Annotated in this window: 14 protein-coding genes; 5 read left to right on the top strand and 9 right to left on the bottom strand. The window is 72.7% G+C overall.

Going from position 1 to position 16,601, the window contains the following annotated elements; genetic code table 11:
- The first annotated feature begins 74 nt into the window (after positions 1-74).
- A complete protein-coding gene (locus ACFXAE_RS25555) occupies positions 75-1,277 on the top strand; it encodes an amino acid deaminase/aldolase (RefSeq protein ID WP_384718841.1) in 1,203 nt (400 codons plus the stop codon).
- A gap of 4 nt (positions 1,278-1,281) precedes the next feature.
- On the opposite strand, the gene ACFXAE_RS25560 is transcribed toward ACFXAE_RS25555, so the two are convergent.
- Genes ACFXAE_RS25560 through ACFXAE_RS25575 form a run of 4 tightly spaced genes read right to left on the bottom strand, consistent with a single transcriptional unit; the run spans position 1,282 to position 5,738 of the window.
- On the bottom strand, positions 1,282-2,169 hold the full coding sequence (locus ACFXAE_RS25560; RefSeq protein ID WP_384718921.1) for a DUF2510 domain-containing protein: 888 nt from the start codon (positions 2,167-2,169) through the stop codon (positions 1,282-1,284).
- A gap of 27 nt (positions 2,170-2,196) precedes the next feature.
- The gene (locus tag ACFXAE_RS25565; protein ID WP_384718843.1) at positions 2,197-2,979 is read right to left on the bottom strand and encodes a 3-oxoacyl-ACP reductase; all 783 of its coding nucleotides are present in this window, start codon (positions 2,977-2,979) and stop codon (positions 2,197-2,199) included.
- A 6-nt stretch (positions 2,980-2,985) separates the two neighbouring features.
- On the bottom strand, positions 2,986-4,359 hold the full coding sequence (locus ACFXAE_RS25570; protein WP_384718845.1) for an aldehyde dehydrogenase family protein: 1,374 nt from the start codon (positions 4,357-4,359) through the stop codon (positions 2,986-2,988).
- An 8-nt stretch (positions 4,360-4,367) separates the two neighbouring features.
- Entirely contained in the window at positions 4,368-5,738 is a 1,371-nt protein-coding gene (locus ACFXAE_RS25575; RefSeq protein WP_384718847.1) for a glutamine synthetase family protein, read from the bottom strand.
- A gap of 86 nt (positions 5,739-5,824) precedes the next feature.
- Between ACFXAE_RS25575 and ACFXAE_RS25580 the strand changes: the two genes are divergently transcribed.
- The 3 genes from ACFXAE_RS25580 (at position 5,825) to ACFXAE_RS25590 (ending at position 8,905) form a co-directional block, all read left to right on the top strand.
- Positions 5,825-6,559 carry a FadR/GntR family transcriptional regulator gene (locus ACFXAE_RS25580; RefSeq protein WP_384718849.1) on the top strand — a complete coding sequence of 245 codons (735 nt, stop codon included), beginning with the start codon at positions 5,825-5,827 and terminating at the stop codon, positions 6,557-6,559.
- 141 nt (positions 6,560-6,700) lie between these two features.
- Positions 6,701-8,146 (top strand): ethanolamine permease, encoded by a 1,446-nt coding sequence (gene eat, locus ACFXAE_RS25585; RefSeq protein WP_384718851.1) that lies wholly within the window; start codon positions 6,701-6,703, stop codon positions 8,144-8,146.
- Positions 8,147-8,167: 21 nt separating this feature from the next.
- Positions 8,168-8,905 carry a gamma-glutamyl-gamma-aminobutyrate hydrolase family protein gene (locus tag ACFXAE_RS25590; RefSeq protein WP_384718853.1) on the top strand — a complete coding sequence of 246 codons (738 nt, stop codon included), beginning with the start codon at positions 8,168-8,170 and terminating at the stop codon, positions 8,903-8,905.
- A gap of 152 nt (positions 8,906-9,057) precedes the next feature.
- On the opposite strand, the gene ACFXAE_RS25595 is transcribed toward ACFXAE_RS25590, so the two are convergent.
- Positions 9,058-9,999, bottom strand: a complete 942-nt coding sequence (locus ACFXAE_RS25595; protein WP_384718855.1) for a LysR family transcriptional regulator — start codon at positions 9,997-9,999, stop codon at positions 9,058-9,060.
- Between the two features lie 71 nt (positions 10,000-10,070).
- Here ACFXAE_RS25595 and ACFXAE_RS25600 point away from each other — a divergent pair, with 71 nt between their 5' ends.
- Positions 10,071-11,237 (top strand): TDT family transporter, encoded by a 1,167-nt coding sequence (locus ACFXAE_RS25600; RefSeq protein WP_384718857.1) that lies wholly within the window; start codon positions 10,071-10,073, stop codon positions 11,235-11,237.
- Here ACFXAE_RS25600 and ACFXAE_RS25605 read toward each other — a convergent pair.
- The 4 genes from ACFXAE_RS25605 to ACFXAE_RS25620 form a co-directional block, all read right to left on the bottom strand.
- Positions 11,164-11,892, bottom strand: a complete 729-nt coding sequence (locus ACFXAE_RS25605) for a helical backbone metal receptor (RefSeq protein ID WP_384718859.1) — start codon at positions 11,890-11,892, stop codon at positions 11,164-11,166. The genes ACFXAE_RS25600 and ACFXAE_RS25605 overlap by 74 nt on opposite strands.
- Positions 11,889-12,458, bottom strand: coding sequence for a helix-turn-helix domain-containing protein (locus ACFXAE_RS25610; RefSeq protein WP_384718861.1), 570 nt, complete (start codon positions 12,456-12,458; stop codon positions 11,889-11,891). Before ACFXAE_RS25610 ends, ACFXAE_RS25605 begins: the two co-directional genes overlap by 4 nt.
- Positions 12,459-12,873: 415 nt before the next feature.
- The gene (locus tag ACFXAE_RS25615; RefSeq protein ID WP_384718863.1) at positions 12,874-15,492 is read right to left on the bottom strand and encodes an ABC transporter permease/substrate binding protein; all 2,619 of its coding nucleotides are present in this window, start codon (positions 15,490-15,492) and stop codon (positions 12,874-12,876) included.
- Positions 15,485-16,576, bottom strand: coding sequence for a glycine betaine/L-proline ABC transporter ATP-binding protein (locus tag ACFXAE_RS25620; protein WP_384718865.1), 1,092 nt, complete (start codon positions 16,574-16,576; stop codon positions 15,485-15,487). The genes ACFXAE_RS25615 and ACFXAE_RS25620 overlap by 8 nt, the downstream gene beginning before the upstream one ends.
- Positions 16,577-16,601: the final 25 nt, after the last annotated feature.

Consider the following 16,601-nt stretch of genomic DNA (forward strand, 5'->3'; position numbering starts at 1 on the left):
CCAGTCCGCAGGGCCGCGGCATCTGCCCGGAACATCCCCTACCGTGGGGTAATCCCGTCTGGCAGGCTGCGCCCATGACTGCGCGCGCCGCCGACCGGGCCCGTTACGACAGGGCCACCGCCCACCTCGACGCCCCCTTCGCGACCGTGGACCTGGGGGCCTTCGACGCCAACGCGGACGACCTGGTCCGCAGGGCCGGCGGGAAGCCGGTCCGGGTCGCGAGCAAGTCCGTACGCTGCCGTGCGCTGCTCGAACGGGTCCTCGCCCGGGACGGCTTCGCGGGCGTCATGTCGTTCACGCTCGCCGAGTCCCTGTGGCTGGCCCGCTCCGGTTTCGACGACGTCCTGCTGGCCTACCCCTCCGCCGACCGCGCCCGCTACGCCGAGCTCGCCGCCGATCCCGGGCTCGCCGCCGCCGTCACGGTCATGGTCGACGATCCGGCCCAGCTGGACCTGATCGACGCCTCGCGCGCGGGCGGCGGTGAAGTGGTGCGCGTGTGCCTGGAGTTGGACACGTCCCTGAAGCTGCTGGGCGGGCGGGTGCGAATCGGCGCCCGGCGTTCCCCGCTGCACTCCCCCGCCCAGGTCGCCGAGTTCGCGCGCGCGGTGGCCCGGCGGCCCGGGTTCGAGGTCGTCGGGATCATGGCGTACGAGGGTCATGTGGCCGGTGTCGGCGACGCGGTGGCCGGACGGCCGCTGCGGTCGCGTGCGGTACGGCTGATGCAGGCCGCCGCGCGCCGCGAACTCGCCGAGCGGCGGGCCGCGGTGGTGCGGGCGGTGCGGGCGGTCGTACCGGATCTGGAGTACGTCAACGGCGGCGGCACGGGCAGTGTGCAGCACACCGCCGCGGAGGACGCGGTCACCGAGATCGCGGCCGGTTCGGGGCTGTACGTGCCGCGGCTGTTCGACAACTACACGTCGTTCAGCGGGCGTCCGGCGGCCCTGTTCGCCCTGCCCGTCGTACGGCGGCCCGGTGTCGGCGTGGTGACGGTGCTGGGCGGGGGCTACCCGGCGTCGGGCGCGCCCGGCGCGGACCGGCTGCCGGTGCCGTACCTGCCGGAGGGGCTGGAGTACGACCCGCAGGAGGGGGCCGGCGAGGTGCAGACACCGCTGCTGGGCCCGCCCGCCGACGATCTGCTGATCGGCGACAGGGTGTGGTTCCGGCACGCCAAGGCGGGCGAGCTGTGCGAGCGGTTCGACGCGCTGCACCTGGTGGAGGGCGACGCGGTGACGGCGACCGTGCCGACGTACCGCGGCGAAGGCCACACGTTCCTCTAGCCGCTCAGTCCGCCGGGCCGACGCTGCTGCCGACGCCGCCGCCGGAGGCCGGGTCGGTGACCGAGCGGATGCCTTCCGTGATGCGGTCCATGTCGGCCGGGGGCGGGCCGTCCTCCCCGGCGTCGAAGACGTAGCGGACGAGGACCGGGGACCCGGTGCCGACGCTGGAGGGGAACACCAGTGACTGCACATAGCCGCCGGGCCCCTCGGCGGTGGTGACGCGCCAGCGCACGAAGTACCCGGCGCGGCCCGCCACCGCGACCGGGCCGGACTTCACGAGTTCGTGGGACTCCAGCCCGCCGTAAGGGCGTTGGCCGAGGAGGTCCTCGCCGAAGGCCGCTTCGGCCGCGTCGGAGATGTCCTCCTCGGCGAGCGCCTCGGGCGAGGTCTCGTCGTTCTCGGTGACCGTGCGGGAGATGACGAGGCCGTGCCGGCAGACGGTGCCGTCGCCGGGGCAGTCGTAGGTGCCGTCGGTGGTCATGACGACGTCGTCCTGGGTCACGTTCTCGGGGCGGACCCAGCCGTCGAGGAGCGGGAAGGTGATCCCGTTGAGCTGGTCCTCGACGACGTCCGGGTCCCCGGCGGGCGGCTCGGACGCGGACGGTGACGGGGACTCCGGGGCGGACGTGGTGGCCGTCGGACCGGTGCGCGTCTCCGGGGCGCCGTCGCCCCCGCCGAGGAGCACCGCGCCGGTGACGACCGCCGCGACCAGCACGGCACCGGCGGTGGTGAGGGCGATCGCCCTCGCGCGGCCGCTGCCGCCGGTGGACGGGGCCGGCGGCACGGCGGGCTCCCCGGGCGTGCGCCGGTGCCCGGTCCAGGCCGTGCCGTCCCACCAGCGCTCCAGGTGCGGGGCGTACGGGTCGGGGTACCAGCCGGGTGGGGGCGTCATGCTCATCCGGGCACTGTAGGGCGAGCGCTACAGCGGTGTGACGTACGCCCCCGAGATCCCGCCGTCCACCAGGAAGTCGGTGGCGTTGACGAAGGAGGAGTCGTCGCTGGCCAGGAAGGCGACGGCGGCGGCGATCTCGTCGGCCTCGGCGAACCGGCCGAGCGGGATGTGCACCAGGCGCCGGGCGGCACGCTCGGGGTCCTTGGCGAACAGCTCCCGGAGGAGCGGGGTGTTGACCGGGCCGGGGCACAGGGCGTTGACGCGGATGCCCTCGCGGGCGAACTGCACGCCGAGTTCCCGGGACATGGCGAGGACGCCGCCCTTGGAGGCGGTGTACGAGATCTGGCTGGTGGCCGCCCCCATCCGGGCCACGAAGGACGCGGTGTTGATGATGGAACCCTTGCCCTGACGCCGCATGTAGGGGATGGCTGCCTTGCAGCACAGGTAGACGGAGGTGAGGTTGACCTCCTGGACGCGCTTCCAGGCGTCGAGGCCGGTCTCCAGGATGGAGTCGTCGTCGGGCGGGGAGATCCCGGCGTTGTTGAAGGCGATGTCGACGCTGCCGTAGGTGTCGTACGCGGCCTGGAACAGCGCCTCGACCTGCTCGGGGTCGGTGACGTCGACGTCGACGAAGACGCCGCCGGTCTCCTCGGCGGCGGCCTTGCCGCGTGCCTCGTCGACGTCCCCGCAGACGACGTGCGCGCCCTCGGAGGCGAGCCGGCGGGCGGTGGCGAGACCGATGCCGCTGCCGGCTCCGGTGACGACGGCGGTGCGGCCGACCAGCCGTCGGCAGATGTTCTCTTCGCTCATGTGCCCTCAGGCCTCCGTGCTGATGAAGACGTTCTTGGTTTCGGTGAAGACGCTCAGCGCGTCCGGGCCGAGCTCGCGCCCGACGCCGGACTGCTTGAACCCGCCGAAGGGGGTCCAGTAGCGGACGCCGGAGTGGGAGTTGACGGACAGGTTCCCGGCGCGGACGGCCCGGGAGACGCGCAGGGCGCGGCCGACGTCCCGGGTCCAGACCGAGCCGGCGAGGCCGTAGTCGGTGGCGTTGGCCAGGCGTACGGCGTCGGCCTCGTCGTCGAAGGGGAGGACGACGGCGACGGGGCCGAAGACCTCCTCGACCGCGACGCGTGCGCGCGGGTCCACGCCGGTGAGGACGGTGGGCGGGAACCAGTAGCCGGGGCCCTCGGGGGCCTTGCCGCGGATGCCGTCGAGGCCGTCGGTGGCGTAGGAGCGGACGCGGGCGAGCTGGGCGGCGGAGATCAGCGGGCCCATGTCCACGTTCCCGTCGGCCGGGTTACCCACCCGGACCGCCTCGATCGCGGGGGCGAGCAGGTCCAGGAACCGGTCGTGCGCGGAGCGCTGGACGAGGATGCGGGTACGGGCGCAGCAGTCCTGGCCGGCGTTGTCGAGGAAGGACATGGGGGCGGCTGCGGCGGCGGCCTCCAGGTCGGCGTCGGCGAAGACGATGTTGGGGCTCTTGCCGCCGAGTTCGAGGGTGACGCGCTTGAGGCGGTCCGCGCCCCTGGCCCACACCTGCTTGCCCACGGCGGTCGACCCGGTGAACACGATCTTGGCGACGCCGGGGTGTTCGACGAGGGCGTTCCCGGCGACGGGGCCGTGTCCGGGGAGCACCTGGAACAGGCCCTCGGGCAGGCCCGCCTCCAGGGCGAGTCCGGCGAGGCTCAGGGCGGTGAGGGGGGTGGTCTCGGCGGGCTTGAGGAGCACCGCGTTGCCGGCGGCGAGGGCGGGTGCGGTGCCCCAGGCCGCGATCGGCATCGGGAAGTTCCAGGGGGCGATGACGCCGACGACGCCGAGCGGTTCGAGGAAGGTGACGTCCACCCCGCCGGGGACCGGGATCTGCCGGCCGGTGAGGCGCTCCACTCCCCCGGCCGCGTAGTCGAGCAGGTCACGGACGTTGCCCGCCTCCCAGCGTGCGTTGCCGAGGGTGTGGCCGGCCTCGCGGACCTCCAGGCGGGCCAGTTCCTCGACGTGCGCGTCGACCGTGGCGGCGAACCGGCGCAGCAGCCGGGCCCGGTCGCCGGGCGCGAGGGCTGCCCAGGCGGTCTGCGCGCGGGCGGCGCGTACGACGGCGGCGTCGACGTCGGCGGAGGTCGCGGCGGGGACGGTGGCGATCACCTCCTCGGTCGCGGGGTTGCGTACCTGGAGTTCGGGGTGCCGGTCGGACAAGGAGTGCCTCACATGCGTTCGAAGGAGCGGCGCAGCTCCCAGTCGGTGACCGCGGCGTCGAAGGCGTCGGTCTCGACGCGCGCCATGTTGCGGTAGTGCGCGACGACCTCGTCGCCGAAGGCCGCCTTGGCGATCGCGCTGTTCTCCCACAGCTCGGCGGCCTCGCGCAGGGTGGTGGGGACGTGCTCGAAGCCGGCGGTGTAGGCGTTGCCGGGGCAGGGCTCGGGCAGCTGAAGCTTCTGCTCGATGCCGTACAGGCCCGCGGCGACCATGCCGGCCACGGCGAGGTGCGGGTTGACGTCGCCGCCGGGCAGCCGGTTCTCGAACCGCAGGGAGCGGCCGTGGCCGACCACGCGCAGGGCGCAGGTGCGGTTGTCGTGCCCCCAAGCGACGGCGGTCGGGGCGAAGGAGCCCGGCTGGAACCGCTTGTAGGAGTTGATGTGCGGGGCGTAGAGCAGGGAGAACTCGCGGAGCGCGGCGAGCTGTCCGGCCAGGAAGTGGCGCATGACCTCGGACATGGCGTCCGGCTCCTCGGCGGAGTCCGGCATGGCGCTGTCACCGCCGGGATCGGCGAGGGAGAGGTGGATGTGGCAGGAGTTGCCCTCGCGCTCGTTGTACTTGGCCATGAAGGTGATCGACACGCCCTCCTGGGATGCGATCTCCTTGGCGCCGGTCTTGTAGACCGCGTGCTGGTCGCAGGTGACCAGGGCCTCGTCGTAGCGGAAGGCGATCTCGTGCTGGCCGGGGTTGCACTCGCCCTTGGCGGACTCGACGGTGAGCCCGGCGCCGGCCATCTCGTTGCGGATGCGGCGCAGCAGGGGCTCGACGCGGCCGGTGCCGAGCACCGAGTAGTCGACGTTGTACTGGTTGGCGGGGGTGAGTCCGCGGTAGCCGGCGTCCCAGGCCTGCTCGTAGGTGTCCTTGAAGACGATGAACTCCAGCTCGGTGCCGACCTGGGCGGTGTAGCCGAGTGCGGCGAGGCGGTCCAGCTGGCGGCGCAGTATCTGCCGGGGGGCGGCGACGACCGGGGAGCCGTCGGCCCAGGCGAGGTCGGCGACGACCAGGGCGGTGCCCTCGTTCCAGGGCACCCGGCGCAGGGTGTCGAGGTCGGGGTACATGGCGAAGTCGCCGTAGCCGGTCTCCCAGGAGGACATGGCGTAGCCGTCGACGGTGTTCATGTCGGCGTCGACGGCGAGCAGGTAGTTGCAGCCCTCGGTGCCGTGCCGGAGCACCTCGTCGAGGAAGAAGCGCGCGGCGAACCGCTTGCCCTGGAGCCGCCCCTGCATGTCGGGGAAGGCCAGGACGACGGTGTCGATCTCACCGCCGGCGACGAGGGCGTGCAGTTCCTCGACACCGAGCGGTGGTGTGCGGTCTGCCACGGGAGGGCCTCCTCGGGCTTCTTCGGTCACGCCGGGAGCCATAAGGTATTGCCGAGAACCTTTGCTTGGGAAGGGGGCACGGCCGGATGCCACGGGAAACGGCCGGCGCGGTCGGGGACCGCCTGGCGCCGGTGCTGCGGCAGGTCCGCGCGGGCAACGGCTTCGAGGAGGCGCTGGAGCAGATCCTCCAGGTGGTGCGGCTGGGTCTGGTGGCGGGCGGGGAGCGGCTGCCGGCCGAGCGGGAGCTGGCGGAGCGGCTGGGGATCAGCCGGGTGACGCTGCGCGAAGTGCTGAAGGTGCTCCAGGACCAGGGGCTCGTGGAGTCGCGGCGCGGCCGGTACGGCGGAACGTTTGTGCTGCCCCGCCCGACGGACACCGGCGAGGAGGAGCTGCGGCGGCGGATCGCCGAGGTCGACATCGAGGACGTGCTGCGCTTCCGTGAGGTGCTGGAGGTGGGCGCGGCGGGACTGTGCGCGGCGCACGGGCTGGCGGCGGAGCAGGCGGCGCGGCTGCGCGAGGCGCTGTCCGGCACGCGGGACGCGCCGCTGGCGGACTACCGGCGCCTTGACACGCTGTTCCACCTGACCCTCGCGGAGCTGTGCGGCTCACCGACGCTGACCGCGCAGTACGCGGCGGTACGGGCCACGGTGAACGACCTGCTGGACTGCATCCCGCTGCTGGTGCGCAACCTGGAGCACTCCCAGCGGCAGCACACCGCGCTGGTGGAGGCGGTGCTGGAGGGGGACGCGGACGGGGCGCGGGAGATCACGCGCGAGCACTGCGCGGGGACGGCGGCGCTGCTGCGCGGGTTCCTGGCGTGAGGGCGTGACGCGACCGGCCTTACCGCGGTTTGACGCATGGGGCTTGCGCTCACGGTCTCCGCCCCACGAAGGTATGGGCCCACAAAGGTCTGGATCCGTTCCATTGCCCCCTGACGTCACCGCCCCCTGGGGAGTCGCCTTGTGAGCCTTCCGTCCGCGTCCCAAGAACCCGCCGGTGAGCCGGACGACTACCTCGAACGCAGGAAGCTGCGCCGCGGCAGCGCCGGCTGGCTGCTGCTGACCGGCCTCGGTGTGGCCTACGTCGTGTCCGGCGACTACTCGGGCTGGAACTTCGGCCTGGCCGAGGGCGGCTTCGGCGGCCTGGCGATCGCCATGGTGCTGATGGGCGCCATGTACACCTGCATGGTCTTCGCCCTGGCCGAGCTGTCGTCGGTCCTGCCCACGGCCGGCGGCGGCTACGGTTTCGCCCGCCGGGCGCTCGGACCGTGGGGCGGGTTCCTCACCGGGACCGCGATCCTCATCGAGTACGTGCTCGCGCCCGCCGCGATCTCCATCTTCATCGGTGACTACGTCGAGTCGCTGGGCCTGTTCGGCCTGGAGTCCGGCTGGCCTGTGTACCTGGCCTGTTTCATCGTCTTCATCGGCATCCACCTGTGGGGCGTGGGCGAGGCGCTGCGCTTCAGCTTCGTCGTGACGGGCATCGCGGTGGCGGCGCTGGTGGTGTTCGCACTGGGGGCGCTGCCCGAGTTCGACGCGTCCTCGCTGGACGACATCCCGGTGGATTCCTCCGCGTTCGGCGCGAACTCCTGGCTTCCGATGGGGCTGCTGGGCATCTGGGCGGCGTTCCCGTTCGGCATGTGGTTCTTCCTGGGCGTGGAAGGCGTACCACTGGCCGCCGAGGAGACCAGGGAACCGGCCCGGACGCTGCCGAGGGCGATCCGCTGGTCCATGGGCATCCTGGTGGTGCTGGCCGTGGTGACCTTCTTCGCGGCGGCCGGGGCGCGGGGCTCGGCCGCGGTCCAGGACGCGGGCAACCCGCTGGTGGAGGCGCTCCAGCCGGACGGCGGGGCGACGGCGCTGAGCCGGATCGTGAACTACGCGGGCCTCGCGGGACTGGTCGCCTCGTTCTTCTCGCTGATCTACGCCGGTTCGCGCCAGCTGTTCGCGCTGTCCCGGGCGGGCTACCTGCCGAAATTCCTCTCCCTCACCAGCGGCCGCCGGGCGCCGTACCTCGGTCTGCTGGTGCCGGGGGCGATCGGCTTCGCGCTGGCCGCCGGGTCGGGCGACGGCGCCCGCATGCTGAACATCGCCGTCTTCGGCGCGACGATCTCGTACGCGCTGATGTCGCTCTCCCACATCGTGCTGCGCCGCCGGGAGCCGGAACTGCCGCGGCCGTACCGGACGCCGGGCGGTGTGCTCACCTCGTCGGTCGCGCTGGTGCTGGCGTGCGCGGCGCTGGTGGCGACGTTCCTGGTGGACGTGACGGCGGCGTTCATCGCGCTGGCCGTGTACATCGTGGCGGTGGCGTACTTCGGGCTGTACAGCCGCAGGCATCTGGTGGCGAAGGCGCCGGAGGAGGAATTCGCGGCGCTGGCGGCGGCCGAGGCGGAGTTGTCACGGGACTGAAAGCGAAGGAAGGTGCTCGACGTGTCGGCCGGACCACTCATCGGCATCAGCACGTACGTGGAGCCCGGTGTGCGCTGGGGAGTGTGGCGACTGGACGCCGCACTGCTGCCGGCCGGCTATCCGCGGCTGGTGCAGCGGGCGGGCGGACTGGCCGCGATGCTCCCGCCGGACGCGCCGGAGCGGGCGGCGGCGACCGTGGCCCGGCTCGACGGCCTGGTGATCGCGGGCGGCCCGGACGTGGAACCCGTCCGCTACGGTGCCGAGCCCGACCCCCGCACCGGGCCGCCCGCCCGGTCCAGGGACGCCTGGGAACTCGCCCTGATCGAGGCGGCCCTGGACCGCGGGATCCCGCTGCTGGGGATCTGCCGGGGCATGCAGCTCCTGAACGTCGCCCTGGGCGGCACCCTGGTCCAGCACATCGACGGCCACGCGGAGGTGCCGGGCGTCTTCGGCCGCCACCCGGTCAAGCCGGTCCCGGGCACGCTCTACGCCGGCATCGCCCCGGAACAGACCTCCGTACCGGCCTACCACCACCAGTCGGTGGATCGCCTGGGCAAGGACCTGATCCCCTCGGCCCACGCGGAGGACGGCACGGTGGAGGCGATCGAGCTGCCGGCACCTGCCTGGGCCCTGGGCGTCCAGTGGCACCCCGAAATGGGCGAGGACACGCGAGTGACGCAAGCCTTGGTCAAGGCCGCTCACCGCGGGCAGCCCCTGCCGCCGCACCCGCGGGCCATCGTGCCTCCCCCGGTGCCCTGAAGGCCTGGGAGGTGCCCCCAGCGGCACGGGTGGACGGTGGGGTACCCCCGCTCGAGCGAAGCCGAGAGGGGGGAGGCACCCCGTAAGCGCCGGGCAGCGCGACCCACCTCCGTTCAGTCACGACGAGGGGCGCCCGGCGAACACCGGGCCCGTCATCCCCGCGTCAGCGACAACAGATCCCGCGCCGGCCCGGTCGGCCGGTGCCCCGTAGGCCACACCGCACGCAGATCCCGGGCCAGGGCGATCCCGTCGACAGGAATCCGCACCAGCCGCCGCATCGCCAACTCCTCCCCCACCGCCAGCTCACTCAGCACCGCCGGCCCCGCCCCGCCGACCGCCGCCGCCTTCACCGCCGTGGTCGAAGACAACTCGATCAGCGGCCGGGCCAACCCCCCGAGCGCCGCATCCAGAACCTGCCGCGTCCCCGACCCCTCCTCCCGCAGGATCAACGGCGTACTCGCCAGCTCCTCCGCCGCGATCGGCCGCCCCCGCCGGGCCCACGCGTGCGACGGCGCCGTGACCACGATCAGCCGGTCATGAGCGATCACCGCGGAATCCAGCCCCGCCGACACCGTGAGCCCCTCCACGAACCCCACGTCCGCCTCCCCCGACAGCAGCCGCTCCGCCACCGCCGCCGAGTTCCCGGCCAGCAGCGACACCGCGGTGTCCGGCCGGTCCGCGCGCAGTGCCAGCAGCCACCCCGGCAGCAGGTACTCGGCGATCGTCATGCTCGCCGCCACCCGCAGCCGCGAGTCCCGGCGGTCCCGCAGTGCCTGCGCGCCCGCGTCGAAGGCCTCCGCCGCCTCCACGATCCGCCGCGCCCAGTCGGTGACCAGCGCTCCCGCGTCCGTCAGCCGCGACCCGCGCGGCGACCGGTCGACCAGGGCCACACCGAGCTGCCGTTCCATCGACCGGATCCGGCTGCTGGCGGCGGGCTGGGTGATGCCCAGCTCCCGCGCCGCCCCGCCCAGACTCCCCAGCCGCGCCACCGCCAGCAGCAGCTCCAGCGCCCCGAGGTCCGGCACCCGGTGAGCCAGGGGCCCCGGACTCGCGGAGCGGTGCCCCGGATGGCCATGGTCGTCCGTTGTGCTCATAAGCCCAGCTTATGCCGCCATAGAGGGGTGCTCCCTGGTCGCGGCGCCCCGTCGGCCCGACCGTATTGACCATGGTCACCGCAACCCGGCCCCTGCCGCCCCTCCCCCGTGCCACCGCACGGCCCCCGCGTGCCGCCGCCGTCCGCCACCTCGGACCCAACTGGTACGCCTGCGTGATGGGCACCGCCATCGTCGCCGGAGCGGGCGCCGCGCTCCCCGTGCACGCGCCCGGCCTGCGCTCCGCGCTCACCGCCGTCTGGGCGCTGTCCCTCGTCCTCCTCGCGGTCCTGCTCGCCGCCCGCGCCCTGCACTGGGCCCACCACCGCGACCGGGCCCGCGCCCACCTCCGCGATCCCGCCGTGGCCCCCTTCTACGGCTGTCTCTCCATGGCGCTGCTGGCCGTCGGCGGCGGCGCGCCCGTCCTCGGGCGGGACTGGATCGGGCTGCGCGCGGCCGTCGTCCTCGACGCCGTGCTGTTCACCGCCGGTACGGCCGTCGGGCTGGCCGCCGCCGTGGCCGTCCCGTACCTCATGTCCGTACGCCACCGGGTGACGGCACAGGAGGCGACGCCCGTCTGGCTGCTGCCGCTGGTCGCGCCCATGGTGTCCGCCGCGCTCGGGCCCCTCCTGGTGCCGTACCTCCCGGAGGGCCGGCCCCGCGCGACCCTGCTGCTCGCCTGCTTCGCGATGTTCGGGCTCAGCCTGCTGGCCACCCTGATCACGCTGCCCCTGGTCTTCGGCCGGCTGCTCGCCCGCGGTCCGCTGCCCCTCGCCCTCACCCCGACGCTGTTCCTGGTGCTCGGACCGCTCGGCCAGTCCACGACCGCCGTCGGCGCCTTCGCGGACACCGCCCCGGGGGTCGTGCCGGCGCCGTACGACGAGGGGTTCCGCGTGCTCGCCGTCCTGTACGGGGTGCCCGTCATGGGCTTCGCGCTGCTGTGGCTCTGCCTCGCCACCGCGCATGTCGTACGGGCGCGGCGGCGGGGCATGCGCTTCGCGATGACGTGGTGGTCGTTCACCTTCCCGGTCGGCACCTGTGTCACCGGCGCCGGGGCCCTCGCCTCGCGCACCGGACTGGTCGCCTACGACGCGCTGGCGTACGCCCTGTACGCCCTGCTGGCCGGGGCCTGGGCCGTCGCCGCCTGGCACACGGCCCGCGGCCTGTTCAGCGGCGCGCTGCCCGCAGGGCCCGCCCCAGCACGGTCGGCGCCTCGGCCAGCGACGGGCCGTACCAGGTGAGGTACCGGCCGTCGACGAGTGCGCAGGGCAGCCCGGGGAAGGCCTCCGGGCCGTCGTCGGCGGTGAAGCGGTAGGGCTCGTCGGGGAGCACGACGAGGTCCGGGTCCGCCGCGCGCAGCGCGTCGAGCGGGACGCGCGGATAGCGCTCCGGGTGGTGCGCGTACAGGTGGTCGACGCCGAGGCGGGACAGCAGGTCGCCCGCGAAGGTGTCCCGGCCCAGCACCATCCAGGGGCGCCGCCAGACGGGCACGACCGCCGTCCGGCGCTCCGCGGGCGTGGGCACCGCGGCCCAGGCCGCCTCGGCCTCGTCCAGCCAGCGGGGGCGGGCCGGCACCCCGCACGCGGTGAGCACCCGGTCCAGCTCGCCGAAGGCCTGGGGCAGCGTCCGCACCTCCGTCACCAGCACGTGGAGGCCCGCCGCGCGCAGGGCCGCCAGGTCGCTCCCGCGGTTCTCCTCCTCGTTGGCGATCACCAGCCCGGGGGCGAGCGCGACGATCCGCTCCACCTTCGGGTTCTTGGTGCCGCCGACGCGTACGACGTCCAGCCCGGCCGGATGCGTGCACCAGTCGGTGGCGCCGGCCAGGACGCCGGGGGCGGAGAGCGCCACGGCCTCCGTCAGCGAGGGGACGAGCGAGACCACCCGGACGGGACTCATCGGCGCGGCTTGTCCCGCAGCGCCTCGATGTGCTCGGCGACGGCGACGACCAGCAGCCGTGTCTCCGGGACCGTGGCCCGCCAGCGGTGCCGGACGCCTCCGGTGAGGTACAGGGTGTCGCCGCGGCCGAGACGGTACGCGCGGCCCTCCGCCTCGATCTCCACGGCACCGTCCGCCACATACATCAACTGGTCGTTGCGGAACTGGAGTTCACGGCCGGCGTCATGGTCGCCGGTGAACTCGGAGGCGTGCATCTGGTGGTGACCGCGCACCAGGGAGCGCACCTGCGGTTCCGCCCACGGCTCGGCGCCCCCGGCGCGGACGACGTCCACGCTGCACGCCGGGTCGGCGGCGGCGAGGAGCTCCACGGCGGTGGTGCGCAGGGCGTCGGCGACCTTCTCCAGGGAGCTCTGGCTGGGACGCGCCCGCTCGTTCTCGATCTGGCTGAGGAACGGGACCGACAGGCCGCTGCGCTCGGCCACGACGGCGAGGGTGAGGTCCAGCGCACGGCGTCGCCGCCGCACGGCCGCGCCCACCCGCAGGGGCTGTTCCTTGTGGTCGCCCATCGCTCCGGCTCCCTCCTCCGCCGATCGTCCCGCACCCCGTGCGCCGCCGATCCGGCGCGCTCCTTCTGGTGAGTTGTCTGCACCCTACGCATGTTCGGCAAACCGTTTCAGGCGCCTGCCGCGTCGCCGTCACACGCGACCGGCGCCGACCCGCCAGTTCACGCCAGTCGCCCTGCGGGCCCCCCGGTTCCTCCCGCACGCGATAAGGGGTGTTCCCGCCATTGTTCCCCTCACCCGGCGGAAGGTCACGGGGAGGTCCGGGGAGGACGTCGCGCTGCGTGGTTGTCCGGATTCCTACCGTGTTCCCGCCCGGCTCCGGACGTGCCCGAGGGGCGGGCCCGGCCGCGCCGTCAGGCGCGGGTCCTGGCCCGCCCCTCGGGGGCGGCCGGTACGGCGGTTACCGCGAGGGCACCGGTTACTGCGGAGTCATCCGCTCCACCATGTCCGGGTGCTCCTCCAGCCAGGCGGCGACGGCCTCCTCCTCATGGCCCTGGCCGCGGTCCTTGATCTCGGCCTCCAGGGTGCCGAGCTCGTCCTCGCTCATCCGGAAGTCCTTGATCCACTCGGTGAGCCGCGGATACTGCTCCGGGAACTTCTCGCTCGCGATGGTGCGGATCGTGTTGCCCTCGCCGAAGGCCTTCTTGGGGTCCTTCAGCTTGGTCAGCTCGTAGTCGCTGTACGCCCAGTGCGGCGACCACAGGGTGACCGCGATGGGCTCCTTCTTGGCGTAGGCGCGCTTGAGCTCGGCCAGCATCGCCGGCGTGGAGCCGTCGACGACCTCGTACTCGTCCTCCAGGCCGTAGCCCGGCATGACCTCGTTCTTGAGCAGCTGCATCTCACCGGTGCCGGGCTCGATGCCGATGATCCGTCCGTCGAACAGGCCGGCCTTGCCCTTCAGGTCCTCCAGGGACTCGACGTCCTCGACGTACGAGGGGACGGCGATCTCCAGCGAGGTGGGCTCGTACCAGGTGCCCAGGTCGGTGAGCTTGTCCTTGCTCCTGTCCCAGTAGTTCTTCTGCGCGTACGGCAGCCAGGCGTCGAAGTTGAGGTCGAGGTCACCGGAGGCGAGGCCGGTGTAGACCGGGCCTACGTCCATCTGCTTGAGGTTCATCGTGTAGCCGCGCCGCTCGAGGACGTTCTTCCACAGGTAGGTGACGGCGACGTCCTCCTCCCAGGGGAACCAGGCCACGTCCAGCGGGCGCTTCGCCTCGGCGGGCGTGGCGCCCGAGCCGGACCCGACCGGGGCCAGCTCGTCGACGATGCCCGGGTTGTCCTTCAGCCAGGTCCGGACGGCGTCCTGCTGCTTGCCCTTGCCCGCCTTGTTGATCTCGGCTTCCAGGCCGGTGAGCTGCTTCTCGGTCATCGAGAAGTCCTTCAGCCACTTCCCGACGAGCGGATTGTCGTCGGCGAAGCCCTCGCGCGACACCGTGTGCACGCCGTCGCCCTTGCCCCAGCTGCCCTTGGGGTCCTTCAGCTTCTTCAGGTCGTAGTCGCTGTACGCCCAGTGCGGCGACCAGAGCGTGACGACGACCGGCTCCTTCTTGCTGTAGGCCCGCTTCAGCTCGGCCAGCATCGCCGGCGTGGAGCTGTCGACGACCTTGTACTCCTTGTCCAGGCCGTACTCCTTGAGGACCTTGCTCTTCAGCAGGCCCATCATGCCGGCGCTGGACTCGATGCCGGTGATCTCCCCGCCGAAGGCGGACGCCTTGCCCTTGAGGTCCTCCAGGCTGTCGACGTCCTCCATGTACGCCGGGACGGTCAGCTCCAGCGACGTCTCGCCGTACCAGGAGCCGAGGTCGTCGAGCTGCCCGCCGTACTTCTTCCAGTACGCCTCGTGGGTGGTGGGCAGCCAGGCGTCCGTCTGGAAGTCGACGGTGCCCTGCGCGAGGGCGGTGTAGAGCGGGCCGGCCTCGAACTGCTCGGCCTCGACCTCGAAACCGCGCTGCTCGAGGACCTCCTTCCACAGGAAGGTGGAGGCGACGCCCTCGTCCCAGGGGATGTAACCGATGGTGATCTTCTTGCCGTCGCCGACGTTCTCGCCGTCGGCGGTGGTGCCTGAGCCGCCGGCGTTGCCGCCGAAGATCCCCATGCCGCCCGCGACCAGGGCGAGGACGACGACACCGATCACGGCGACCTGCGGGCGGGGCCGGTAGGACCAGATCCTCAGTCCCTGCGCGGCGCGTGCCTTGGCGGCGGCGCGCCGGCCGAGCGGGGAGACCTGGGTGCCCAGGGCGCTGGTCATGCGGTCCAGGTAGATCGCCAGGATGACGATGGCGATGCCGGACTCGGCGCCGAGACCGATGTTGAGCTGCCCGATGGCCTCGATGACCGCGCCGCCGAGTCCGCCGGTGCCGACCATGCCGGCGATCGCGGCCATGGACAGGCCCAGCATGATGACCTGGTTGACGCCCGCCATCACCGTGGGCAGCGCCAGCGGCAGCTGCACGCGCAGCAGGGTGTTGCGGGGCGTGGTGCCGAACGCCTCGGCCGCCTCGACCAGTTCCTTGTCGACCTGGCGGATGCCCAGCTCGGTCATGCGCACGCCCGGGGCGAGCGCGAAGATCAGGGTGGCGACGATGCCCGGGGCGGAGCCGGTCCCGAAGAACAGGATCGCCGGGATGAGGTAGATCATCGCGGGCAGCGTCTGCATGAAGTCCAGGATCGGCCGGACCACGGCGCTGACCCGGTCGGAGCGGGCCGCCCAGATGCCCACCGGCACCGATATGACCAGCGCGATCACCGTGGCGACGAGGACCAGCGCCAGCGTCACCATCGAGTCCTCCCACAGTTCGAGGGAGTCCAGGAAGGCGAAGCCGACGAAGGTGAGGACACCGGCGAAGGTGCCACGCAGCCAGAAGGCGATCACCGCGAAGATGCCGCAGAGGATCAGCGGTTCGGGGGCCTGGAGGACGGCGTTGACGCCGTCGTAGGCGCCGGTGAAGACGGCCTTGAGGAAGTCGAACAGCCAGGTGACGTTGGCGAGCAGCCATTCGACGGTGCTGTTGACCCAGTCGCCGAGCGGAATCCTAGGCACGGGCCATCACCTTCTCGCCGCCCTTGTCCCGCGGGGTGTCGCAGACGCCGGGACCGGCCTCCTCGTCACCGAGGAACCCGACGAGGCGCCGCCGGGGCACGACGCCGACGAGTGCGTCCTCCTCGTCGAGCACGGCCACGGGGTGCGGTACCCGGGCGCTGATCGCGCACAGATCGGTGAACGGCGTGTCGGGCGTCGCGGTCTCGCAGCCGCAGTCGGCCTCGTCACCGCGGACCTCGCGCTCCATCACGGCGCCGGCGGTGAGCACGCGGGAGCGGTCGACGTCCTGGGTGAAGGAGGCGACGTAGTCGTCGGCGGGACGGATCAGGATGTCCTGCGCGGTGCCGATCTGCACGATGCGGCCGTCGCGCATCACCGCGATGCGGTCGCCCAGGCGCATGGCCTCGTTGAGGTCGTGGGTGATGAAGACGATCGTCTTCTTCAGGGTCTTCTGCAGTTCGAGCAGCTGGTCCTGCATGTCGCGGCGGATCAGCGGGTCGAGGGCGCTGAAGGACTCGTCCATCAGCAGCAGGTCGGCGTCGGTGGCGAGCGCGCGGGCGAGCCCCACGCGCTGCTGCATGCCGCCCGACAGCTCGTCGGGCCACGACTTCTCCCAGCCGGCCAGGCCGCACAGGGCGAGCGCCTCGTCGGCGCGGCGTTCGCGCTCGGCGCGGGGCACGCCCTGCACTTCAAGACCGTAGGCGGCGTTGTCACGGACGCTGCGGTGCGGGAACAGCGCGAAGTGCTGGAAGACCATGCTGATCTTCTTGGAACGGACCTTGCGCAGCTCCCGGTCGGGCAGCGCGGTCAGGTCCTGGCCGTCGAAGCGCACCTGTCCGGCGGTGGGTTCCAGCAGGCCGTTCAGCATCCGCAACAGGGTGGACTTGCCGGAGCCCGACAGGCCCATGACGACGAAGATCTCGCCCGGCTCCACCGTGAACGAGGCGTCGACGACGGCGGCGGTGGTGCCGTCGGCGCGCAGTTCCTCCCGGTCGGTCTTCTTCTGGCGCAGTCGTTCGACCGCCTGGTCCGGTCGTCTGCCGAACACCTTGAACAGATGCTCGGCCTCAAGCCTGGATGACACGCGTACCTCTTGTCTCGACGGCAAA

It is taken from the genome of Streptomyces sp. NPDC059454, from assembly GCF_042749965.1.
Taxonomy (GTDB): domain Bacteria; phylum Actinomycetota; class Actinomycetes; order Streptomycetales; family Streptomycetaceae; genus Streptomyces.